The organism is Microlunatus sagamiharensis (genome assembly GCF_900105785.1).
Lineage (GTDB): Bacteria > Actinomycetota > Actinomycetes > Propionibacteriales > Propionibacteriaceae > Microlunatus > Microlunatus sagamiharensis.
On record NZ_LT629799.1, the window covers coordinates 1390798 to 1412995 of the forward strand.

Consider the following 22198-nt stretch of genomic DNA (forward strand, 5'->3'; position numbering starts at 1 on the left):
CCTCGACTGTCAGCGGTCTGGGCAAAGCGGGACCGTGCTGCTCGACCTCACGTCCGGAGCACTCGCCAGGCTAATGTCTCGCTCGTCCGTCCGTCCGCTGCTCCGGTCCCGTCCAGCCGCACCCCCCGCAGCCTTCCGAGACCTGGTCCGGTCACGGTTGCCGACAAAAAGAAGGCCGGCACTGGGCCCACGCTTCCGTCAAGATCCGTGCTGCCGCCGCTGACGCGGTCGGGGCGACCAAGACGTCAGCATTGAAACGCCCAGCACGATCGACACCCCAGGCGAGAGCTCGTCTGGGTATTGATCGTGGCGCGCGTCCATGTCCGCTGCGTCGGTGATGATGAACCCATCCCGACAGGAGACTCGTGACCGAACCCGCGGCGCCGTGCGCCACGCAGCCCGACTGGGCGCCAACCGTGGCGTCCATGGGCTCAGCCGCCGCCCCGTCTGGCCCCGAGGTGAGCCCGTCACGGATCGTCGCCGTGCCCGCTCGGACTGCGCTGGAGCACAACTTCCCGGCGGTGCTGATCAGCGCGGCCGCGCAGCGGGAGTCGTGGCGCAAGGAGCTGCACCGACCGGCGACGCACACCCACAAGTGGTGGGCCCAGAGGCTCGGGTCGGTGTTCCGCGGCATCCTGACCGCCGCCGTCACCGAGACGGCGGAGCAGGCGGGCGACGCGTACGCGGGCCCGACGCGGCTCGACGGGCTGACCGTGTTCGACTGCTTCGCCGGCTCAGGCACGACCCTGGTCGAAGCGGTGAAGCTCGGCGCCCGCGCCGTGGGACGCGACATCAACCCGGTCGCCGCGCTCGTGCAGCGTCAGGCGCTGGCCCGTTGGGACGAGGGCCTGCTCACGACCGCGTTCAAGCAGGTCGCCGCTGCCTGCCAGGACGAGATCGAGCGCGTCCACCGCAGCGCAGCCGGAGAGCACGTCCTCTACTACTTCTGGGTCCTGCACGTCGCGTGCCGGGAGTGCGGGGACGACGTCGAGCTGTTCTCCTCCTACGTGTTCGCCAAGCACGCCTACCCGGCCAGACGTCCGCTCGCGCAGGCGGTCTGCGCCACCTGCCACGACGTCGTCGCCGTCAACCCGGCCGAGCAGTCGGGCTTCACGTGCGCGAACGGTCACGAGCACGCGACGTTCGACGGCCCGGTCAACGGGCGCAAGATGATGTGCGGCAGTGGTCACACGTCGGCCGTCGTCGACGCTCTCGACGCTCTCGACGGGCACCCGCCGGACGCCTCGATGTACGCAAAGCTCGTCCTGACCGCTGACGGGGCTCGCGAGTACCGCCCGATCGACGACTTCGACCGCGCGCTGTACGAGCAGACCGCGCGCCTGCACGAGGAGCACGCGGGCGACCTCGTGTCCCCGGTCGGGCATCTCGAGTCCGGCTACAACACGACGATGCCGCTCCGGTGGGGTTACCGGCGCTGGGAGCAGTTCTTCAACGCCCGACAGCTGTACTGCCTCGGCCTGCTCGGCGCCGCGGTCCGCGACCTCGACGAGTCAGCCGAACGGGAGGCGCTCGCCACCCTGTTCAGCGGGACCCTCGAGTTCAACAACCTGTTCTGCTCCTACAAGGGCGAAGGCACCGGAGCGGTACGGCACATGTTCAAGCACCACGTCCTGCAGCCGCAGCGAACCCCGCTCGAGGCGCACCCGTGGGGCGTGGCCAGCTCCAGCGGGTCATTCTCCGCGCTGTTTGAGACCAGGCTGCTGCGCGCCCAGCGGTACAAGCAGCGCCCGGACGACCTGGTGTCCGACGCGGCCGGAACCGTCCGACGCCGCGACGGGCTGTCCGCCGAGCTCGACGTCGACGTCGTCAGTTCGTGGGCCGAGCTGGCCAACGCCGCGCGACCGGCCGCGTATGTCGTTGCGGGCGACTCCGCCTCGACTGACCTGCCCGACGCCAGCGTCGCACTGATCGTGACCGACCCGCCGTACATGGACAACGTCCACTACTCCGAGCTCGCTGACTTCTTCCACGCCTGGCTCGTCGGCGTGCGGCCATACCCCGGGTACCCGCAGCTCGCGACGACCCGCCAGGACGGCGAGGTGCAGGCGGTAGCGGCGGACGCCTTCGAGTCGGCGATCCGTGCCGTGTGGGTCGAGTGCGCCCGCGTCCTGGCCGACGACGGCCTGCTCGCGTTCACGTTCCATCACGCCCGCGAGACGGGATGGACGTCGCTGATGTCGGCGCTGCGTGCGGCCGGGCTCGTCGTCACCGCCATCCAGCCAGTCAAGGCGGAGATGTCGAGCTCGGCGGTGAAGTCGGCAGCACTGGTCCCCTCGAACCTGGACTCGATCGTCGTGTGCCGCAAGGCCGACCGCGCTAGCAGCTCGGCAGCAGTGGGGCAGGCGGACGTGGCCGCGGCAGGCGACGTCGCCGTGCAGCGGCTGCTCGCCCTCGCCCGTAGCGGAATCGACGTCAGCGCCAACGACGTCGGCAGCGTCGTCCGCGGCAGCGTTCTCGCCCTGCAGACCCGTCCCGGTTGCCCGATCACGATGTCCGAGCTTCAGGAGCTGGCGTCCGCGGCTGTCGCGACAGCCACAGCCGATCTCGCCGCATCCGTCGGCCTCCGCCCGACCCCAGTGGCACCAGCGGGCCCGACAGGGCCATAACTGACTCGCCAGGAAGTCTGGCACCGCCATCGGCGCATCCCGTCACCTCGGCGAGGCCTTCGCACCGCCGCTCGCGAGCGGGTGATCGCCAACGCTCTCGCCGCCAGCTCAATGTCGCTGGAACGCAAGATGACGATCAGGGCCTGACCCTCATGTCCGTCGAGGACCGCCCTCCCAGGCTGAGCCGGCAACTTACGCGTTTGACGAGAGCGGCATCTCGCCCAGACCAAGGGCCGCAACACCGCCGTGCTGCGCGCCCACATCAACCCATGCGACGCCGACACTCAGCTCGTCTGCGCGGCTGGTGGGCAGTTTGTCCTGGGAACTAAGAGACGACGAGGGACAGGAGGCCAGCAATCAAACCAGCAACCAGAGCGCGCTTCTTAGCTGATTGCGAAGGGCCCCTGCTGCGTTGCCGCAGGTCAGGGGCCCCTTCGTCCTCGTGGGCGATACTGGGATCGAACCAGTGACCTCTTCCGTGTCAGGGAAGCGCGCTACCGCTGCGCCAATCGCCCGAGGTGGAGACGGGATTTGAACCCGTGTACACGGATTTGCAGTCCGTTGCCTCGCCTCTCGGCCACTCCACCGGGGAACTACTTCTCCCCAACGGGGTGGGCGAGACTCGCTCCGAGCGGACGACGGGATTCGAACCCGCGACCCTCACCTTGGCAAGGTGATGCTCTACCAACTGAGCCACGTCCGCATGCGCCCCGGGATGTTCTCCCTGCGTTTTCCCTGCCGGTTTCTCGTCCGGGGCGCGAGAGAAGACATTAGCCGAGCCGGAGCCGGGAGTCCAAACGTCTCACCGCGGCGCGTGTCGAGCCTGCGTGGGCTGCGCCACACCACCCGCTCCCTAGGCTGACGGGATGCAGCTCGACCGGGACGCGTCCGCCACCGACCTGGGGCTCCGGCCCACCGTCTGGGTCGACGGCCACCTGTACGCCGACGCCCGCGACGCCCGGGTGGGGGCGACCGACCACGGCCTGGTCGTGGGCGACGGCGTCTTCGAGGCTCTGAAGGTGACCCCGGCGGGGGCCTTCGCGCTGCGCCGCCACCTCGACCGCCTGGAGCGCTCGGCGCGGGCGATGGGGCTGCCGCGTCCCGACCGCGGGGTGATCGCCACGGCGGTCGACGCGGTGCTGGCCGACCGCAGCTGGGCCCACGGCAAGGTACGGATCACCTGGACCGGCGGCGACGGGCCGCTCGGCTCGCAGGCCGCGTACGGCGTCCCGACGCTGGTCGTGGCGGCGACCGCCGCCGAGGTGCCGCCGGCGGGCACCGACGTGGTCACCGCACCGTGGCGGCGCAACGAGCACGGCGCGCTGACCGGGGTGAAGTCGACCTCGTACGGCGAGAACGTCCGCGGGCTCGCCTTCGCCCGCGAGCACGACTGCGGCGAGACGGTCTTCCTGAACACCGCGGGGAAGGTCTGCGAGGGCACCGGCACCAACGTCTTCTGCGTCTTCGGCCGTGAGGTCGTCACGCCGCCGCTCGCGTCGGGGGCGCTCGCCGGCATCACCCGCGAGCTGCTGCTCGAGTGGGCCGACGTGACCGAGCGCGACCTGACGCTGGAGGAGGCGCTGGGTGCCGACGAGGTGTTCCTGACCTCGTCGCTGCGCGACGTGCAGCTCGTCGAGCGCTGGGACGGCTACGCCTTCACCGGGCTGGGGATGGTCACCGCCCAGCTCGCCGGCGTCTTCGCCGAGCGCTCGGGCGCCGACCTCGATCCCTGATCCCACGGGAGTGATCAGCCGTCCGGATCGGGTATGGTGATGCCCGCCCTCCGGGGCAGAGGGGCGATTGGCGCAGTGGTAGCGCGCTTCGTTCACACCGAAGAGGTCACTGGTTCGAACCCAGTATCGCCCACCCCTCATCAGCAGCGCCGGTCCCGACGCCTCAGGCCGTGCCCGGCGGACGCAGCCGCCGCGGCAGCGACGCGACCACGATCTCGTACGAGCGCTCCACCAGCTCGGCGACGTCGTCGTCGGGCACGGAGCCGTCGAGGGTGAACGCGTTCCAGCCCCAGCGGCCGATGTAAGGCAGCACCGTGACCGAGCCCGGGTAGCGCTCCAGCCACAGGTCCGCGGCCTCGCGGTCGCCGCACTTGAGCCCGATCGCCCGCGGCGCCCCGAGCACCGCCGGCTGGAGCCCGCTCAGGAAGGCGAAGATCTTCGGCCCGACCTTGGCCACCACCTGCCCGTCCCAGGGCTCGTCGCGCCAGGCGCCCGGCAGCGCGAGGCAGTGCTCGAGCCACGGGTCCGCCCGCGGGTCGGACCGGGTGCCGTCGGCCATGCCCCAGCCTCGCACCCGTCGAAACCCGGGCGGGTGGGGCGGTCCGTGCGGGCTAGTCTGACCGGGCGCCGCGACCCGCGTGGCGCACGCCCAGGAGGTCCGCAGCACCGTGCCCGACAGCCCGTCCCCGTCCTCGCCCCGCGACCAGCAGGCCGGCGGCGTGACGACGGAGACCGAGCACGTGGAGACGGGGCTGGACCGCTTCGGCGACGACCGCACGGTGGTGGCGATGCGCGTCGACGGCGAGCTGCAGGACCTCGGCCGGGAGATCGCCGACGGCGCCGCGGTGGAGCCGGTGGCCATCGGCAGCCCCGACGGCCTCGCGATCCTGCGGCACTCGGCGGCCCACGTCGCCGCCCAGGCCGTGCAGAGCCTGCACGCGGACGCGAAGCTGGGCATCGGCCCGCCGATCACCGACGGCTTCTACTACGACTTCGACCTGGCCGAGCCCTTCACGCCGGAGGCGCTCAAGGAGGTCGAGAAGGCGATGCAGCGCATCGTCAAGGAGCGCCAGCGCTTCCGCCGCCGCGAGGTCAGCGACGAGCAGGCCGCCAGCGAGCTGGCCGACGAGCCGTACAAGCTCGAGCTGATCCGCGACAAGGGCAGCGCCGCCGACCCGGTCGGGCACGTGGGCGAGGGTGACGGTTCCGGGGACGCGTCCTCGGTCGAGGTCGGCGCCGGCCAGCTGACGATCTACGACAACCTCAAGCGCGACGGCTCGGTGGCGTGGTTCGACCTGTGCCGGGGCCCGCACGTCCCGCACACGGGCTACATCCCGGCCTTCTCGGTGACGCGCAGCTCGGCGGCCTACTGGCGCGGCGACCAGGCCAACGCCCAGCTCCAGCGCGTCTACGGAACGGCCTGGCCGAGCCGCGACGAGCTCAAGGCGTACGAGTTCCGGCTGGCCGAGGCGGCGCGGCGCGACCACCGCAAGCTCGGCGCCGAGCTGGACCTCTTCTCCTTCCCCGACGAGCTGGGCTCCGGCCTGCCGGTGTTCCACCCCAAGGGCGGTGTGATCAAGCGCGAGATGGAGGACTACGTCCGCCGGCGCCACATCGAGGAGGGGTTCGACTACGTCGGGACGCCGCACATCAGCAAGGAGGGGCTGTTCCACACGTCGGGCCACCTGCCCTACTACAAGGACACGATGTTCCCGCCGATGGAGCTCGAGGGGTCGAGCTACTACCTCAAGGCGATGAACTGCCCCATGCACAACCTGATCTTCCGGGGCCGGGGCCGCTCCTACCGCGAGCTGCCGCTGCGGTTCTTCGAGTTCGGCTCGGTCTACCGCTACGAGCGCTCCGGCGTCGTGCACGGCCTGACGCGGGTGCGCGGGCTGACGCAGGACGACAGCCACTCGTACGTGACGCCGGAGCAGGCGCCCGGTGAGATCCAGCACCTGCTCGACTTCGTGCTCGGGCTGCTGCGCGACTTCGGCCTGGACGACTACTACCTCGAGCTGTCGACGCGCGGCGACTCGGACAAGTTCATCGGCTCCGACGAGGAGTGGGCGGTCGCCACGAAGGTGCTCGAGGACGTCGCGGTCGCCTCGGGCGTGACGCTCGTGCCCGACCCCGGCGGCGCCGCGTTCTACGGCCCGAAGATCTCGGTGCAGGCCCGCGACGCCATCGGGCGCAGCTGGCAGATGTCGACGATCCAGTACGACTTCAACCAGCCGGCGCGCTTCGGCCTGGAGTACCAGGCCGCCGACGGCACCCGCCAGCAGCCGGTGATGATCCACTCGGCCAAGTTCGGCTCGATCGAGCGGTTCATCGGCGTCCTCGTCGAGCACTACGCCGGCGCCTTCCCGCCCTGGCTCGCGCCCGTCCAGGTCGTCGGCATCCCGGTGGCGGGGGACTACGCGCCCTACCTCGCCGAGGTCGCCGACCGGCTGGCGAGCGCCGGGATCCGCGTCGAGGTCGACGACAGCGACGACCGCATGCAGAAGAAGATCCGCAACGCCCAGAAGCAGAAGGTCCCCTTCATGCTCATCGCCGGGGCGGACGACGTCGAGGCGGGCGCGGTGTCGTTCCGCTACCGCGACGGCACGCAGAAGAACGGCGTGCCGGTGGAGGAGGCGGTCCGCGAGATCACCGGCGCGGTCGCCGCGCGCGTCCAGGTCTGACACCGACCCCCTCCGACGGGGGAGGATGGGTGCGGCGCCACGCCCCAGGGTGGGCGCCGTACCGGCGCTGGACGAGCAGAAGAGGGACGACGTGCAGGTGGAGGTCGAGGGGGAGGGCACGCGGCCCGGCGACCCCGACGGGTTCCAGCGGCTGTGGACGCCGCACCGGATGGTCTACATCGGCGGGCAGGACAAGCCGAGGACGGCCGACGCGGCCGACTGCCCCTTCTGCACCATCCCGCAGCGCGGCGACGACCGCGAGGCGCTGATCGTGCACCGCGACGAGCTGGCCTACGTCGTGCTGAACCTCTACCCCTACTCCCCGGGGCACCTGCTCGTCTGCCCCTACCGCCACGTCGCCGACTACACCGACCTGACGACGGAGGAGACGCACGCCGTCGCCCGGCTGACCCAGCAGTGCATGCGGGTCGTCCGCGCGGCCAGCGCGCCGGACGGCTTCAACCTCGGGCTCAACCAGGGGGCGATCGCCGGCGCCGGCATCGCCGCCCACCTGCACCAGCACGTCGTGCCGCGCTGGTCCGGCGACGCGAACTTCCTGCCCGTCGTCGGCCAGACCAAGGCCCTGCCCCAGCTGCTCGACCAGACGTGGCAGGTCGTCACCGACGCCTGGGCGCGCGTGGCGGGTGACGCCTGATGCTCGAACGCTTCCGCTCGCTCTCCGGGCTCGTGCTCGGCCCGGTCGTGCGCTTCCTGATCCGTCGCGGCGTGTCGCCCGACGTGGTCACCGTGGCCGGCACGATCGGCGTCGTCCTCGGCGCGCTGGTGTGCTTCCCGCAGGGCTGGCTGTGGCAGGGCGTGCTCGTCGTCACCGTCTTCGTCGTCTCCGACATGATCGACGGGCTGATGGCCAAGACCACCGGCACGGCGTCGGCGTGGGGCGCCTTCCTCGACTCGACGTCGGACCGCCTCGGCGACGCCGCGGTGTTCGGCGGTCTCCTGCTCTTCTTCGCCTACCGCGAGGACTCGACGCTGTGGGCCGCCGTCGCCCTGGCCGGGCTGGTCTTCGGGCAGTGGACCTCGTACGTCAAGGCGCGGGCCGAGAGCCTGGGCTTCACCTGCGGCGGCGGGCTCGCCGCCCGCGCTGACCGGCTGGTCATCGTGCTGGTCGGCGCGTTCCTGGCGGGCCTCGGCGTGCCGTACGTCCTCGAGGCCGCGATGGCGCTGCTCGCCGTCACGAGCATGATCACCGTGTTCCAGCGCATCGAGCAGGTGCGCCGCCAGGCGAAGGGCCGCCGCGGCAGCTCCTCGTCGTCGGCACCGCATGGTCAGCCGGTCTGAGGCCCGGCGGCGGCTGGTCCGCGCCGCGTACCGCCTCGGCTGGCGCCACGGGGGACGGCTGCCCGAGCCCGTCGTCCGCGTGCTCGGGGCTCTGGCTGCCCGGGTCGTCGTGGCCCGCGAGGGCGAGCACGTCGGGCGGCTGCGGACGAACCTCTCGGTGATGTCCGGGCGCCCGGCCGACGACCGGCTGCTGCGCGCGGGGATCGCCTCCTACGTCCGCACGTTCTGGGAGGTGCTCGCGCTGCCGCGCTGGTCGTCCGCCGACGTCGTCGACCGGGTCGACCTCGTCAACGGGCCGGTCGTGCACGAGGCGTTCGGCACGACGGGTGCGGTCATCGCGCTGCCGCACAGCGGCAACTGGGACCTCGCCGGCGCCTGGGCCTGCCTCAGCGGGATGCCGGTGACGAGCGTGGCCGAGCAGCTCGGGGCCGACGAGTTCGCGGCGTTCCTCGCCTTCCGCGAGGGCCTCGGCATGGAGATCCTGTCCCACCGGGCGCCCGGGCTGGTCGAGACGCTCGTCGAGCACGTGCACCGCGGCCGCCTGGTCTGCCTGATGGCCGACCGCAACTTCAGCGGCCGCGGCGTCGAGGTCGACCTCGCCGGCAAGCGCGTGACCATGCCCGCCGGGCCGGCCGAGGTCGCGCGCCGCAGCGGCGCCGCGCTCATCCCGACGGTCGCCCACTACGGCGGGCAGCCGCTGCGCCGCGGTGCCCGGATGCGGCTCGTGCTCGGCCCGGTCGTGCCCGCCCAGCCCGGCGACGACGGCCTCGTGGCGATGGTGCAGGCGTGCGCGGACTTCTTCACCGCCGTCCTGTCCGACCACGCCGAGGACTGGCACCTGCTGCAGCCGTTCTTCGACCTGCCCGCCCGCGTCCCGAGGGACCGCACCACCGAGGCGGCCGCATGAGCCCCGCCCCGCGCCGCCCGCTGCGCGTCGGGCTGGTCTGCCCGTACGCCCTCGACGTCCCCGGCGGCGTGCAGGCCCAGGTCCTCGGCCTCGCCGCGCACCTCGGGGGCGCCGGCCACGACGTCCGCGTGCTCGCCCCCGGCGGCCTGCCCGAGGACGCGCACGGCCTGGATCCGGCCCGGTTCGCCTCGGCCGGGGCGGCGCTGGGGGTGCGCTACAACGGCTCGGTGGCGCCCGTCGCCCCGGGTCCGCTGGCGCTGGCCCGGACGCGGCGCTGGGTCGCCGCTCAGGCCGTCGACCTGCTCCACGTGCACGAGCCGCTGGCCCCGAGCACCTCGCTGCACGCCCTGCGCGCGGCCCGCTCGCCGGTGGTCGCGACCTTCCACACGGCCACGCCGCGCTCGCGCGCCCTGCGCCTCGCCGGGACGGCGCTGGCCGGGGCGGTCGACCGGATCGACGCCGGGGTCGCCGTCTCGCCCACCGCGCGCGCGGTCGTCGCCGCCCACCTCGACCGGGACACCGTCGTCGTGCCCAACGGGCTGGACGTCGCCGCGTACGCACCGGGGGAGCGGGTGCCGGGGCGCGATGGTCCGCCGCGGCTGCTCTTCCTCGGCCGGACCGACGAGCCGCGCAAGGGCCTCGACGTGCTGCTCGCCGCCCTGCCCGCGCTGCGGCGCGAGCACCCCGGTCTGGAGGTGCTGGTGGCCGGGCCCGGGCGCCGGACCCTGCCGGAGGGCTGCCGCGCCCTCGGGCTGGTCAGCGAGGACGAGAAGCGCGCGCTGCTGCACGCCGTCGACGCCTTCGTGGCCCCGCACACCGCCCGCGAGAGCTTCGGCATCGTCGTGCTCGAGGCGATGGCCGCCGGGACGCCCGTCGTGGCGTCGGACCTGACGCCCTTCGTCGACCTGCTGGGCGGCGCGGCCGACCCGGCGGGCTGGGTCTTCGCCCGGGGCGACGCGTCCGACCTGGCCCGGGCCGCGTCGGCGGCGCTGGGGGAGGGCCGCGGCAATCGCACCGCGCGGGCGCAGGCCCTGGCGCAGCGGTTCGACTGGTCGGTCGTCGGCCCGCAGCTCGTCGAGGTCTACGCCGGGGTGCTGGCCCACGCGAGCGCCGAGGGCGCCTCGTGAGCGCCCCCGGCTCCGCGGTCCGGGGTGCCGGGCGGCGTCCCGACGCGAGCATGGATCTGCTCAACCAGATCCTCCGCGAGCCGGTCGACCCCGACTACGCCCGGGTGGCGGGTGCCGCGGACGGTCCCGACGCCCCGGTACGCCCGCCGGCCCGCGGACGGTGGGCGGCCGCGCTGGTCCTGGTCCTCGCCGGCACGCTGTTCGCCGTCGCCGCCCTGCAGACCGACCGGACCGCGCCGGTCGCCGCGACCGAGCGCACCGAGCTGCTCACCCGCATCGGCGACGCCGAGACGCAGCAGGACGCGCTGCGGCTGCAGGTCGACGACCTCAACCACCAGATCGACCAGCTCCGCTCGGTCGCCCTGGGCGACGACGACGCCAGCCGCGCCCTCGAGGCCGAGATCGACCGCCTCGGCCCGGCCGTGGGTCAGGCGCCGGTCACGGGGCCGGGCGTCGTCATCGTCGTCGACGACGCCTCGGGCGGGGCCGACGACGCCCGTGACCAGGTCCTCGACCTCGACCTGCAGGTCCTGGCCAACGGGCTGTGGGCCTCCGGCGCCGAGGCCGTGGCCATCAACGGCCACCGCCTGTCGTCCCTCACCGCCATCCGCGGGGCCGGCGACGCGATCACCGTCGACTACCGCTCGCTCACGCGTCCGTACCGGGTCGAGGCCATCGGCGACCCGCGTACGCTGCAGGGCCGGCTCGCCGAGTCGGCCGCCGGCGCCTGGTGGAACGACCTCTCCCAGAACCGCGACATGACCTACACGACCTCCGACGCCGACCGCCTGGTGCTCGACTCCGACCCGGGCATCACGCTGCGCTACGCGCAGTACGGAGAGGGGGTGCAGCGCCGGTGATCCCGCTGATCGGCCTCGTGGTCGGCATCGTGCTCGGGCTGCTGCTGGAGCCCACGCTGCCGACCGTGCTCCAGCCCTACCTCCCGATCGCCATCGTCGCGGCCCTGGACGCCCTGTTCGGCGCGTTCCGCGCCTACCTCGAGGGCACCTTCACCGACCGGGTCTTCGTCGTGTCCTTCGTCAGCAACGTCCTCATCGCCGCCCTGATCGTGTGGGTCGGCGACCAGATCGGGGTGGGTTCGCAGCTCTCGACCGGCGTCGTGGTCGTGCTCGGCATCCGGATCTTCACCAACGTGGCCGCGATCCGACGGGTGCTCTTCCATGCGTGAGCGCGGTCATGCCTGACGCGCCCCGCGCCACGTCGCGCCGGCTCGCCGCCCTCGCCCGGGCTCGCGCGCGCATCGTCGAGCCCGGGGCCGACGGCACGCCCGGGGGGCCGTCGTCCGACGAGCGCCCGGTCCCGCCGCCGCGCCCGGGCGTCTGGCGCCGGATCGGCCGCGCCGCCCTGCGACCGGGCCGCAGCCAGGTCGTCGCCGCGGTGGTGCTCTGCCTGCTCGGCATGGCCGGGGTGATGCAGGTCCGCACCAACGACTCCGGCGACGCCTACCGCACCGCCCGCCGCGAGGACCTCGTCCAGATCCTCGACGGGCTCGGCGTCGAGTCGCGCCGGCTCGAGGCCGAGGTCGCCGAGCTGCAGTCGACCAAGGCACGCCTGCAGTCGGGCGCCGACACCCAGCGGGTCGCCCGCGAGGACGCGTCGCGCCGCGTGCAGGAGCTGGGCATCCTCGCCGGCACCGCGCCCGCCCACGGGCCCGGGATCCGGATCCGGATCAGCGACCCGCAGGAGAAGGTCGACGCCAACGTGCTGCTCGACGCGGTCGAGGAGCTGCGCGACGCCGGGGCGGAGGTGATCGAGGTGAACGACTCCTCCCGGGTGGTCGCGTCGACGTGGTTCGGCAACGACGGCACGACCCTGCTCGTCGACGGCGTGCCCCTCGAGCGGCCCCTCGTGATCGAGGCGATCGGCGACCCGCACAGCCTCGAGGAGGCCGCGCGGTTCCGCGGCGGCATCGTCTCCGAGATCACCGGACCCAAGATCGGCGGCGACGTCACGATCGCCCAGCTCGGCGACGTGGTGGTCACGTCCTTGCACGCGCCGCCCGCCTCTCAGTACGCTCGGCCCGCCGCGGCTGGACCGACGCCGCGCTGACCGGCCCCCGGCCGCCGCGCACCAGCCCACCCCCGCCTGACCAGGAGCCCCCACGCGTGTCCGACTACCCCGAAGACCTCAAGTACTCCGTCGACCACGAGTGGGTCCGCGAGGGCAACGAGACGACCGTGCGCGTGGGCGTCACCGCGTACGCGACCGAGCAGCTCGGTGACATCGTCTACGTCTCGCTGCCCGCCGTCGGCGACGCCGTGGCCGCCGGCGACGCCTGCGGCGAGCTGGAGTCGACCAAGAGCGTCTCCGACGTCCTCAGCCCGGTCGCCGGCACGGTCAGCGCGGTCAACCCGCTCCTCGAGGGCAGCCCCGAGACCGTGAACAGCGACCCGTACGGCGACGGCTGGCTCTACGAGCTCGAGATCGACGAGGACGCCGACCTCGACGACCTGCTCGACGCCGACGGCTACGCCGACCAGGTCGGGAGCTGAGCCACCCGGTCCCTGCGCCCACCCGGTCGCACCGCTTGGCCGCCGGGTCGCCCGCCCCCTAAACTCTCGATCACGTCTCGAGCCTCAGACCGAGTGACTCTCAGACCGGAGGAACGAGCCCGATGCCCTTCTGCACCAACTGCGGTCATGACAACCCGGAGGGGGCGAACTTCTGCGCGCAGTGCGGTGCACCGCTGACCGCGGCCCCGCCCGCCGCTGGGGCGTCCGCGCAGGGGCCGACCTCGGGCGAGACGACCAAGACGATCCCGCCGGTGACCGACGACGCGACCGGCGACGGACTGAGCGCGGTCGACGAGGCCGCCGTGCAGGCGCTGCCGCACGGCTCGGGGATGCTCGTCGTGCAGCGCGGGCCGAACGCGGGCAGCCGCTTCCTGCTCGACCACGACAGCACCACGGCCGGGCGCCACGTCGAGTCCGACATCTTCCTCGACGACATCTCGGTGTCCCGGCGCCACGTGCAGTTCCTGCGCACCGCCGACGGGACGGTCGTGAAGGACCTCGGCAGCCTCAACGGCACCTACGTCAACCGCGAGCTCGTCGACGAGGTGCTGCTGCAGCCGGAGGACGAGGTGCAGATCGGCAAGTTCCGTCTCGTCTACTACGCGAGCCCGAGCGAGGCCGACCGGTGACGGTGGAGGACGCGTCGTCGTGACGGCGTCGCCCGAACCGCGCCGGCCGGGCAGCGGGCGCGAGGTCACCCGCAGCATCGGCCAGGTGCTGACCGCGCTCAGCGGCGACTTCCCCGACATCTCGATCTCGAAGATCCGCTTCCTCGAGTCCGAGGGCCTCATCACGCCCCAGCGCGCCCCCTCGGGCTACCGCCGCTACGGCGAGCACGACGTCGAGCGGCTGCGCTACGTGCTGTCGGTGCAGCGCGAGCACTACCTGCCGCTCAAGGTCATCCGCGAGCACCTCGAGATGATGGACCGCGGCCAGACCCCGCCCGAGCCCAAGACGCTCGACGCCCAGGGCGCCGGCCCGACCACCGCCGCGGCCCCACCGACCCCCGCCGCACCGCCGGCGGCGCCCAAGAAGGCGCTGCGCCTCTCGCGCGCCGACCTGCTGGAGGCGAGCGGGCTGAGCGAGGCGGGCCTCGTGGAGCTCGAGCGCACCGGCATCGTGGCGCCCCGGCGCGGGGGCAGCTTCTACGGCCGCGACGCCCTGACCCTGGCCATCGCCGCCCGCCGGCTGGGGGAGTACGGCATCGACAGCCGGCACCTGCGGGCGTTCAAGATGTCGGCCGACCGCGAGGTGGGCCTGGTCGAGCAGGCGATCGCGCCGTACGTGCGTCGCGCGGGCGGCAACAAGGACGTCTCGGGCGAGGTCACGCAGCTGGTGATCAGCTTCCACGCCGCTCTCGTGCGCACCGCGATGGAGCGCTGAGCCGGACGTAGGGTTGGGCCCATGCGAGAGCTCGATGTGGTCGGCGTCCGCGTGGAGATGCCGTCCAACGCACCGATGGTGCTGCTGCGCGAGGTGGGCGGGAGCCGCTTCCTGCCGATCTGGATCGGGGCGAACGAGGCGTCGGCCATCGCCAACGCCCAGGAGGGCGTGGTGCCCCCCCGGCCCCTCACCCACGACCTGATGGTCGACGTGCTGGCCGGCCTGCAGCACCGTCTGACCGCGGTGCACATCACCGAGCTGGAGGGCGGCACGTTCTACGCCGTGCTCGTCATCGACGACACCGAGATCAGCGCCCGGCCCTCCGACGCGATCGCCCTGGCCCTGCGGGTGGGCTCGGACATCTACTGCGCCGAGGACGTCCTCGACGTCGCGGGCATCGAGATGCCGGAGGCCGAGGAGGACGAGGTCGAGAAGTTCCGGGAGTTCCTCGACAACGTCGACCCCGACGACTTCGTGACCGGTGACGAGCCGCCGGCGTCCCAGGGCTGACCGGTCGGGGCCCACTCTCGACCCGGTCTTCAGACTTGAGGCTCGTCCGACCCTGATCGGTCCCGGGGTCGGCGTGTCGGTGGCCGCGACCGTGGTAGGGCCCTAGGTTCAGGCGCAGAAGTACCGCAGGGGAATTACACGCACGTCGCACGCGGTCCGGGGCTCCTCCTCGGGCAACGGGCAGCAGGACCGTACGCAGAGGATGACTCGGGGGACGAGTCCTCCGCCCGCCCATCCTCGCCCGACCAGGGCGCGGATCACCACCGGAGGTGTCCGTGAGCAGCACCGACCAGCCGGCCGCGCAGCGGCCCGACGGGGCCAGGAGCCCCGAGGTCGTCGACGCGGCGCAGGAGCTGCTCTTCGAGGGCGACTTCTCGCCCGTCCCGCGCGACCTCGGCTTCCGCGGTCCGATCGCGTGCAGCGCCGCCGGCATCACCTACCGCCAGCTCGACTACTGGGCGCGCACCGGGCTGGTCGTGCCGGAGATCCGCGGCGCCAGCGGCTCCGGGTCGCAGCGGCTCTACAGCTTCCGCGACATCCTGATCCTCAAGGTCATCAAGAAGCTCATCGACGCCGGCATCTCGCTGCAGCAGATCCGCACCGCCATCGACCACCTCCGCGCCCGCGGCGTGGACGACCTGACGCAGGTCACGCTGATGAGCGACGGCATCTCGGTCTACGAGTGCACCAGCGACGACGAGGTCATCGACCTGCTCAGCGGCGGCCAGGGCGTCTTCGGCATCGCGCTGGGCGGCGTGTGGCGCTCGCTCGAGGGCACGCTGACCGAGCTCCCGGCCGAGCGGGCCGAGGTCGAGCCGGAGCCGGCCACCGCGGCCGGCGACGAGCTCTCGCTGCGCCGCCGCGCCCGCGCCGCCGGCTAGGCAGCCGCTCCGGGCACCGCACGACCCTCCCAGGGCCGCTACTCGACGAGTGGCGGCCCTGCTCTGTCGCGGCTGCGGTAACGTTGCGGGCAGCAAGCGACCTCGCGGGAGAGCGCAGCGTTCAGCGATGAGCGCTGCCGCCGAAGGGGCAACATCCCCGGAACCTCTCAGGCACCCAGACCGCGCGGCCATGACGACTCTGGAGCCATCCGGTGACAGAGGGGGAACGGTGCCCGCCCGCCCGCGGTCACCGGCGCAGCCGCCGTCCCCGGGAGCCGTCCTCATGGCCCGTCCTGCAGCCACCGACGCCGGAGCAGTCACCACCGGCCCAGTCTTCGCCGACCGTCACATCGGTCCCCGCACCGACGAGCGCGACAAGATGCTCGCCGCCCTCGGCCTCTCCTCGCTGTCCGAGCTCGTCGACCAGGCGCTGCCGGCCGGGATCCGGATGGACCGTCCCCTGAACCTGCCCCCGGCGCTGTCGGAGACCGAGGCGCTCACCGCGCTCCGCGGCCTCGCCGCCCGCAACAACCCGCTGCGCGCGATGATCGGCCTCGGCTACCACGGCACGGTCACCCCGTCGGTGATCCGCCGCAACGTGCTCGAGGACCCGGCCTGGTACACCGCGTACACGCCCTACCAGCCCGAGATCAGCCAGGGCCGCCTCGAGGCCCTCCTGAACTTCCAGACGATGGTCAGCGACCTGACCGGGCTGCCCACCGCCGGGGCCAGCCTGCTGGACGAGGCCACCGCCGTCGCCGAGGCGATGACCGTGGCCCGCCGCGCGACCAAGCAGGGCCAGGTCCTGCTGCTCGACGCCGCGACGCTGCCGCAGACCGTGGCCGTCGTCCGGACGCGAGCCGTCCCGCTGGGCATCGAGGTCCGCCTCGCCGACGACCTCGGCGCCGCGCTGGCCGAGACCGACGCCTTCGCCGTCGTCGTCCAGACCCCCGCCGCCGACGGCTGCCTCGCCCCGACCGAGGAGCTGCGCTCCCTGGCCGAGGCCGCGCACGCCCAGGGCGCCCTCGTCATCGCCGCCTGCGACCTGCTGGCGCTGACCCTCGTCACCCCGCCCGGGGAGTGGGGCGCGGACATCGCCGTCGGGTCGAGCCAGCGCTTCGGCGTCCCGCTCTTCTACGGCGGCCCGCACGCCGCCTTCATGTCGGTCCGCGCCGGGCTGGAGCGCACCCTGCCCGGGCGCCTGGTCGGCGTCAGCCGCGACGTCCACGGCACCGCGGCCTTCCGCCTCGCCCTGCAGACGCGCGAGCAGCACATCCGCCGCGAGAAGGCGACCTCCAACATCTGCACCGCCCAGGTGCTGCTCGCCGTGGCGGCCAGCATGTACGCGGTCTACCACGGCCCCGAGGGCCTGCGGGCGATCGCCGAGCGCGTGCACGCCGACACCGCGACGCTGGCCGCCGACCTCGACGCCGCCGGCATGGCCCCCGACCACACCGCGTTCTTCGACACCCTGACCGTCGCCGTCCCGGGGGAGGCGGCCGCGGTCGTCGAGCGCGCCCGCCGCTCCGGCGTGCACCTGCGCCTCGTCGACGCCGGCCGGGTCGGGATCTCGGTCGGGGAGGACGCCACCGCGGCCGACCTCGACGCGGTCCGCGCGGCCTTCGGCAGCGACCACGGCGGCGAGCGGGCCCGCCGGACGTACGGCGACCTGTCGGCCAGCGCGCGGACGAGCGCCTACCTGCAGCACCCGGTCTTCCGCAACCACCACAGCGAGACGGCGATGCTGCGCTACCTGCGCGCGCTGTCGGACCGCGACTTCGCGCTCGACCGCGGGATGATCCCGCTCGGCTCCTGCACGATGAAGCTCAACGCGACCACGGAGATGGAGCCGATCTCCTACGACGGCTTCGCGAACCTGCACCCGCTGGCCCCCGCGGCCGACGCCGAGGGCTACGCCGAGCTCGTCTCCACCCTCGAGGGCTGGCTGGCCGAGGTCACCGGCTACGCCCGCGTCTCGGTGCAGCCGAACGCCGGCAGCCAGGGCGAGCTCGCCGGGCTGCTGGCCATCCGCGGCTACCACGAGTCGCGGGGCGACCACGGGCGCCGGGTCTGCCTGATCCCGTCCTCGGCCCACGGCACCAACGCCGCCTCGGCGGTCATGGCCGGCATGAAGGTGGTCGTGGTCAAGGCCACCGACGACGGCTCGGTCGACCTCGACGACCTGCGCGCCAAGATCGCGGCGCACACCGACGACCTGGCGGCGATCATGGTCACCTACCCCTCCACGCACGGCGTCTTCGAGGAGACGATCACCGACCTCTGCGCCCTCGTGCACGACGCGGGCGGCCAGGTCTACGTCGACGGGGCCAACCTGAACGCGCTGCTCGGGCTCGCCCAGCCGGGTCGGTTCGGCGCCGACGTCAGCCACCTCAACCTGCACAAGACGTTCTGCATCCCGCACGGCGGCGGCGGGCCGGGCGTCGGCCCGGTCGCGGTCGGGGAGCACCTGGTGCCCTTCCTGCCCGGCGACCCCCGCGGCGGCGCCGGCGACATCGACGAGGGCACGGTCGGCCCGGTCTCGGCGGCCCCGCACGGCTCGGCCGGCATCCTGCCGATCAGCTGGGCCTACATCGCGATGATGGGCTCCGAGGGCCTCACCTCGGCGACGCAGCACGCGCTGCTCGCGGCCAACTACGTCGCCGAGCGGCTCGGCGCGGCGTACCCGGTCCTGTACGCGGGCCGCGGCGGCCGGGTCGCGCACGAGTGCATCCTCGACCTGCGCCCGATCACCAAGGCGAGCGGCGTGACCGTCGACGACGTGGCCAAGCGGCTGGTCGACCACGGCTTCCACGCCCCGACCATGAGCTTCCCGGTCCCCGGCACGCTGATGGTCGAGCCGACCGAGTCGGAGGACCTCGCCGAGCTCGACCGCTTCGTCGACGCGATGCTCGCCATCCGCGACGAGATCGCCCGGGTCGAGTCGGGGGAGTGGCCGGCCGACGACAACCCGCTGGTCAACGCGCCGCACACCCAGGGCGCGGTCACCGCCGACGAGTGGGATCACCCGTACTCGCGCCGCGTCGGCGCCTACCCCGCCGGGCTGCACGCCGGCCCGATCTACGCGACGGGCCACGACAAGTACTGGCCGCCCGTCGGGCGCATCGACGGCGGCTTCGGCGACCGGCACCTGGTCTGCACCTGCCCGCCGCCCGAGTCGTTCGAGGACTGAGCCCTCGAGGACCGAGCCTTCGAGCACCGAGCGCCTCGTCAGGGAGCGTTCGGTCGAGGCCGGGGGTTCCGGGGGACGGACTCGGTCCGTCCCCCGGGGCCGGTGACTGACGGCACGGGGCAGCGACGTCAGGCACGGCCGGCGGTCGCTGCCTGCTGCTGCCGGGGGGACGGGATGAACAGCAGGCGCGACGATCTGCGCGGCTGGTGAGATTTCCGACGCGAGGCCGGGAAAAGACGCAGCCCGGGGCGCCCGATCACGCCAGGTAGGGGTCGGCCCAGGCGCTGATGACGCGCGCGGCGCGTGCGGCCTGGCCGCGCCCGGTGAGCAGGTGGTCGGCGCCCTCGAGCGCCACGAAGCTGCGCGGGTGCCGGGCCGCCTGGAAGATCTGGCTGGCGTTGCGGACGCCGACGGTGTCGTCGGTCGGGGAGTGCAGCACGAGCAGGGCCCGGCGCAGCGTCCGGATCCGCTCGTGCAGGTCCGCACCGCGGACGTCGTCGATGAAGTGCTGCCGCAGCGTGAGCGCCTTGCCGCCGACCAGGAAGGGCGCCTGGCCCTCGGCCTCGATCCGCTCGAGCAGCGCGTCGTAGTTGTGCTCGACGTGGCGGGGCTCGTACGGCGCCCCGATGCTCGCGACCGCGCGGACGCCCTCGGCGAGGTGCGCCGCGGCGATGACCGCCGCCCCGCCGAAGGAGTGCCCGACGAGGAGCCGGACCGGTCGCCCCGACTCCTCCATGAACCGGACGGCCGCCGCGGTGTCGAGGACCTTGCGGGAGAAGGAGCCGTCGCCCCAGTCGCCCTCGGAGTCGCCCAGGCCCAGGTTGTCGAAGCGGAGCACGCCGATGCCCTCGCGGGCGAGCTGCTTGGCGATCCGGCTGGCGGCGGGGGAGTCCTTGCCCAGCGTGAAGCCGTGCGACAGCACCGCCCAGCCCCGCACGGCGCCCTCGGGCAGGTCGACCGCCCCGCCGAGCGCCGGTCCGCCGGTGCTCGGGAACCTCACCTTCTCGGCCACGGACCGATCCTCGCAGGACCGGGGCTCCTCCTCGTCCGCGCGACACGGATCACAGGCCCAGGAGGGAAACCTTCGGGCCGCTCCGAGCGTTACCACAGGCGATGACTCCTCCGACGCTGACCCCTGCCCGCCGGCCGCGCCACGTGCTGCGCGCCGGCGGTCTCTTCGTGCTCGTCAGCGTGGTCTGCGGCCTGCTGGTCACGGCCGCCGCGCTGCCCCTCGTGGGCGGTGCGGCCTGGGGCGCCAAGGAGGCGCGCGAGGGCATGGCCAGCCTGCCGCTGGAGTTCGACGCCCCGGCGCAGAGCCAGCGGACGCGCGTGCTCGACGCCGACGGCAAGGTCATCGCCTACTTCTACGACCAGAACCGCGACTACGTCACCCTCGACGACATCGCGCCGGTCATGCGCACCGCGCTCATCTCGATCGAGGACCACCGCTTCTACGAGCACGGTCCGCTCGACGCCCAGGGCACGCTGCGCGCCTTCGTGACGAACCTCTTCGCCGGCGGCGTCACCCAGGGCGGGTCGACGCTGACCCAGCAGTACGTCAAGCAGGTCCAGGTCAACGCCGCCGCCCTCAAGGGCGACGAGTCCGGCGTCGAGGCCGCGACCGACAGCAGCTACCAGCGCAAGCTGCGCGAGCTGCGCTACGCGGTGTCGGTCGAGGACACCATGAGCAAGGACCAGATCCTCGAGCGCTACCTGAACATCGCCTACTTCGGCGGGGGCGCGTACGGCATCGAGGCCGCCTCGGAGCACTACTTCGGCACGAGCGCCGCCAAGCTCACGCTCCCGCAGGCCGCGATGCTGGCCGGGCTGGTGCAGAACCCCAACGGCTACGACCCGGTCGCCCACCCCGACGCCGGCATCCAGCGCCGCAACGTCGTGCTCGACCGGATGGCCGAGCTCGGCACCGCGAGCCAGGCGGCGGTGACCAAGGCCAAGAAGTCGAAGTTCGACGCCAAGGCCGGCGACGACGTCGCCAGCGGCTGCCAGAGCACCGACTACCCCTTCATCTGCGACTACGTGAAGCGCACCGTCCTGACGATGCCGAGCCTCGGCAAGACGGAGAAGGCCCGCGAGCAGGCGCTGATGCGCGGCGGGCTCACCATCCGCACCGCGATCGACCCGAGCACGCAGGACGCCGTCCAGAAGGCCGTCAGCGGCGCCGTCGGCGCCAAGGACCCGGTCATCGCCGCGATGGACATGATCGAGCCGGGCACGGGTCGCATCATCGCCATGGCGCAGAGCCGGCCGGTCATGGGCGCGAGCGCCAAGAAGGGCCAGACCTACTGGAACTACTCGGTCTCGCCCGAGATGGGCGGTGCCCAGGGCTTCCAGGCCGGGTCGACGTTCAAGGCGTTCACCGCCGCCGCGGCGCTCGAGCAGGGCGTGCCGCTCTCGCAGCGCTACGACGCGAAGGCCCGGATGGACTTCTCCGGGGCGCGCTTCGACTCCTGCGAGGGCAACGTCCCGATCGTGGGCGAGTTCCCAGTCTCCAACTCCACGGGCGTCAACGGCTCCATGGACATGTACCGCGCGGCCGACTTCAGCGTGAACACCTACTTCGTCCAGCTCGCCCTGGACGTCGGCATGTGCGACGTCACCAAGATGGCGGAGAAGCTGGGCGTGGAGTCCAACACCCCGGGACAGCCGATCAGCTCCTACGACTCGCTGCCGTCCTTCACCCTCGGCACCGCGGAGACCAACCCGCTGTCGGTGGCCAACGCCTACGCGACCTTCGCCTCGGGCGGCATCCACTGCGACCCGGTCATCGTGACCAAGGTGACCGACTCCTCGGGCAAGTCCCTGGAGGTGCCGGACGCGGGCTGCAAGCGCGTCATCTCCGAGGACGTGGCGAGCGCGATGGACTCGCTGCTCTCCAGCGTCGTCACGCGGGGGACCGGGGCGCGGGCCCGCACGGCCGACGGCCGCCCGCAGGCCGGCAAGACCGGCACCATCGACAGCAACGCGGCGGTCTGGTACGCGGGCTACACCCCGCAGGTCGCCGGTGCGGCGATGATCAGCATCGACAAGGAGCGGAAGACGCCGACGAGCCTCAAGGGCTACACCGTCCCGTCGACCAGCCTCTACCTCGAGGGCTCCGGCTCCGGCGACGCCGGGCGGCGCATCTGGAAGCCGGCCATGGAGCAGTACCTCCAGGGCAAGCCGGCCGAGGCGTTCCCGAGCCCGCCGGCCGACCTCGTCCGCGGACCATCGCCCTTCGGGCGCGGCCAGGGCACCGGCCAGGACGGCCGGGACGGCGAGTACGGCGCCGGGCAGCAGCCGGGTCCCGGCGGTCGCTGAGCAGG

Annotated in this window: 19 protein-coding genes, 4 tRNA genes and 1 riboswitch; of the genes, 18 read left to right on the top strand and 5 right to left on the bottom strand. The window is 73.1% G+C overall.

Translation table 11 applies throughout. The features are described 5' to 3' along the window. Positions 1 to 482: 482 nt before the first annotated feature. Positions 483 to 2627, top strand: coding sequence for a DNA methyltransferase (locus tag BLU42_RS06275; protein ID WP_172825760.1), 2145 nt, complete (start codon positions 483 to 485; stop codon positions 2625 to 2627). Between the two features lie 443 nt (positions 2628 to 3070). Here the strand turns inward: BLU42_RS06275 and BLU42_RS06280 are convergent. The 3 genes from BLU42_RS06280 to BLU42_RS06290 all read right to left on the bottom strand — a co-directional run bounded on the left by BLU42_RS06280 (position 3071) and on the right by BLU42_RS06290 (position 3330). Further along, a tRNA-Val gene (locus BLU42_RS06280) sits at positions 3071 to 3142 on the bottom strand. Between the two features lies 1 nt (position 3143). After that, positions 3144 to 3214, bottom strand: a tRNA-Cys gene (locus tag BLU42_RS06285). A 43-nt stretch (positions 3215 to 3257) separates the two neighbouring features. Further along, positions 3258 to 3330: transfer RNA gene (locus BLU42_RS06290), tRNA-Gly, on the bottom strand. A gap of 163 nt (positions 3331 to 3493) precedes the next feature. Here BLU42_RS06290 and BLU42_RS06295 point away from each other — a divergent pair. Then, positions 3494 to 4360 (top strand): aminotransferase class IV, encoded by an 867-nt coding sequence (locus BLU42_RS06295; RefSeq protein ID WP_091073725.1) that lies wholly within the window; start codon positions 3494 to 3496, stop codon positions 4358 to 4360. Positions 4361 to 4421: 61 nt separating this feature from the next. After that, positions 4422 to 4493, top strand: a tRNA-Val gene (locus BLU42_RS06300). A gap of 30 nt (positions 4494 to 4523) precedes the next feature. On the opposite strand, the gene BLU42_RS06305 is transcribed toward BLU42_RS06300, so the two are convergent. Beyond that, positions 4524 to 4919, bottom strand: a complete 396-nt coding sequence (locus tag BLU42_RS06305; protein ID WP_091073726.1) for an MmcQ/YjbR family DNA-binding protein — start codon at positions 4917 to 4919, stop codon at positions 4524 to 4526. A 160-nt stretch (positions 4920 to 5079) separates the two neighbouring features. Here BLU42_RS06305 and thrS point away from each other — a divergent pair, with 160 nt between their 5' ends. From thrS to gcvP, 14 genes are all read left to right on the top strand, one after another. Next, a complete protein-coding gene (thrS, locus tag BLU42_RS06310) occupies positions 5080 to 7044 on the top strand; it encodes a threonine--tRNA ligase (RefSeq protein ID WP_231918568.1) in 1965 nt (654 codons plus the stop codon). Between the two features lie 97 nt (positions 7045 to 7141). Continuing rightward, on the top strand, positions 7142 to 7699 hold the full coding sequence (locus tag BLU42_RS06315; protein ID WP_231918569.1) for an HIT family protein: 558 nt from the start codon (positions 7142 to 7144) through the stop codon (positions 7697 to 7699). Then, a complete protein-coding gene (gene pgsA, locus BLU42_RS06320; RefSeq protein WP_091073728.1) occupies positions 7699 to 8343 on the top strand; it encodes a phosphatidylinositol phosphate synthase in 645 nt (214 codons plus the stop codon). Before BLU42_RS06315 ends, pgsA begins: the two co-directional genes overlap by 1 nt. Continuing rightward, on the top strand, positions 8327 to 9250 hold the full coding sequence (locus BLU42_RS06325) for a phosphatidylinositol mannoside acyltransferase (RefSeq protein WP_091073729.1): 924 nt from the start codon (positions 8327 to 8329) through the stop codon (positions 9248 to 9250). Before pgsA ends, BLU42_RS06325 begins: the two co-directional genes overlap by 17 nt. Next, positions 9247 to 10377 carry a glycosyltransferase family 4 protein gene (locus tag BLU42_RS06330; RefSeq protein WP_231918472.1) on the top strand — a complete coding sequence of 377 codons (1131 nt, stop codon included), beginning with the start codon at positions 9247 to 9249 and terminating at the stop codon, positions 10375 to 10377. The genes BLU42_RS06325 and BLU42_RS06330 overlap by 4 nt, the downstream gene beginning before the upstream one ends. Then, complete coding sequence (locus tag BLU42_RS06335; RefSeq protein ID WP_091073730.1) at positions 10374 to 11237, top strand: DUF881 domain-containing protein; 864 nt, start codon at positions 10374 to 10376, stop codon at positions 11235 to 11237. The genes BLU42_RS06330 and BLU42_RS06335 overlap by 4 nt, the downstream gene beginning before the upstream one ends. Beyond that, positions 11234 to 11566, top strand: a complete 333-nt coding sequence (locus BLU42_RS06340; protein WP_091073731.1) for a small basic family protein — start codon at positions 11234 to 11236, stop codon at positions 11564 to 11566. The genes BLU42_RS06335 and BLU42_RS06340 overlap by 4 nt, the downstream gene beginning before the upstream one ends. Before the next feature lie 8 nt (positions 11567 to 11574). Then, a complete protein-coding gene (locus BLU42_RS06345) occupies positions 11575 to 12447 on the top strand; it encodes a DUF881 domain-containing protein (RefSeq protein ID WP_091079603.1) in 873 nt (290 codons plus the stop codon). Positions 12448 to 12503: 56 nt separating this feature from the next. Then, the gene (gcvH, locus tag BLU42_RS06350; protein ID WP_091073732.1) at positions 12504 to 12890 is read left to right on the top strand and encodes a glycine cleavage system protein GcvH; all 387 of its coding nucleotides are present in this window, start codon (positions 12504 to 12506) and stop codon (positions 12888 to 12890) included. A gap of 122 nt (positions 12891 to 13012) precedes the next feature. Next, complete coding sequence (locus tag BLU42_RS06355; RefSeq protein WP_091073733.1) at positions 13013 to 13540, top strand: FHA domain-containing protein; 528 nt, start codon at positions 13013 to 13015, stop codon at positions 13538 to 13540. A 19-nt stretch (positions 13541 to 13559) separates the two neighbouring features. Beyond that, on the top strand, positions 13560 to 14294 hold the full coding sequence (ftsR, locus tag BLU42_RS06360; protein WP_091073734.1) for a transcriptional regulator FtsR: 735 nt from the start codon (positions 13560 to 13562) through the stop codon (positions 14292 to 14294). Positions 14295 to 14315: 21 nt separating this feature from the next. Next, on the top strand, positions 14316 to 14804 hold the full coding sequence (locus BLU42_RS06365; protein WP_091073735.1) for a bifunctional nuclease family protein: 489 nt from the start codon (positions 14316 to 14318) through the stop codon (positions 14802 to 14804). A 275-nt stretch (positions 14805 to 15079) separates the two neighbouring features. Continuing rightward, positions 15080 to 15685, top strand: coding sequence for a MerR family transcriptional regulator (locus BLU42_RS06370; RefSeq protein ID WP_197680639.1), 606 nt, complete (start codon positions 15080 to 15082; stop codon positions 15683 to 15685). Positions 15686 to 15780: 95 nt separating this feature from the next. Further along, a riboswitch (glycine riboswitch) is annotated at positions 15781 to 15878 on the top strand. Between the two features lie 90 nt (positions 15879 to 15968). Further along, entirely contained in the window at positions 15969 to 18875 is a 2907-nt protein-coding gene (gene gcvP / locus BLU42_RS06375; RefSeq protein ID WP_091073737.1) for an aminomethyl-transferring glycine dehydrogenase, read from the top strand. Positions 18876 to 19131: 256 nt separating this feature from the next. Here the strand turns inward: gcvP and BLU42_RS06380 are convergent, their stop codons facing one another. Further along, positions 19132 to 19887 carry an alpha/beta hydrolase family protein gene (locus tag BLU42_RS06380; RefSeq protein WP_091073738.1) on the bottom strand — a complete coding sequence of 252 codons (756 nt, stop codon included), beginning with the start codon at positions 19885 to 19887 and terminating at the stop codon, positions 19132 to 19134. Positions 19888 to 19988: 101 nt separating this feature from the next. On the opposite strand from BLU42_RS06380, the gene BLU42_RS06385 reads away from it, so the two are divergent. Then, positions 19989 to 22193: a transglycosylase domain-containing protein gene (locus BLU42_RS06385; RefSeq protein ID WP_091073739.1), complete on the top strand. Its 2205-nt coding sequence runs from the start codon at positions 19989 to 19991 to the stop codon at positions 22191 to 22193. Positions 22194 to 22198: the final 5 nt, after the last annotated feature.

Bases quoted from the DNA above. Each gene is read 5' to 3' on its own strand.
- BLU42_RS06295 (WP_091073725.1), top strand. From the start codon at position 3,494: ATGCAGCTCGACCGGGACGCGTCCGCCACCGACCTGGGGCTCCGGCCC.
- BLU42_RS06305 (WP_091073726.1), bottom strand. From the start codon at position 4,919: ATGGCCGACGGCACCCGGTCCGACCCGCGGGCGGACCCGTGGCTCGAG.
- pgsA (WP_091073728.1), top strand. From the start codon at position 7,699: ATGCTCGAACGCTTCCGCTCGCTCTCCGGGCTCGTGCTCGGCCCGGTC.
- BLU42_RS06325 (WP_091073729.1), top strand. From the start codon at position 8,327: ATGGTCAGCCGGTCTGAGGCCCGGCGGCGGCTGGTCCGCGCCGCGTAC.
- BLU42_RS06330 (WP_231918472.1), top strand. From the start codon at position 9,247: ATGAGCCCCGCCCCGCGCCGCCCGCTGCGCGTCGGGCTGGTCTGCCCG.
- BLU42_RS06345 (WP_091079603.1), top strand. From the start codon at position 11,575: ATGCCTGACGCGCCCCGCGCCACGTCGCGCCGGCTCGCCGCCCTCGCC.
- BLU42_RS06355 (WP_091073733.1), top strand. From the start codon at position 13,013: ATGCCCTTCTGCACCAACTGCGGTCATGACAACCCGGAGGGGGCGAAC.
- BLU42_RS06365 (WP_091073735.1), top strand. From the start codon at position 14,316: ATGCGAGAGCTCGATGTGGTCGGCGTCCGCGTGGAGATGCCGTCCAAC.
- gcvP (WP_091073737.1), top strand. From the start codon at position 15,969: ATGGCCCGTCCTGCAGCCACCGACGCCGGAGCAGTCACCACCGGCCCA.
- BLU42_RS06385 (WP_091073739.1), top strand. From the start codon at position 19,989: ATGACTCCTCCGACGCTGACCCCTGCCCGCCGGCCGCGCCACGTGCTG.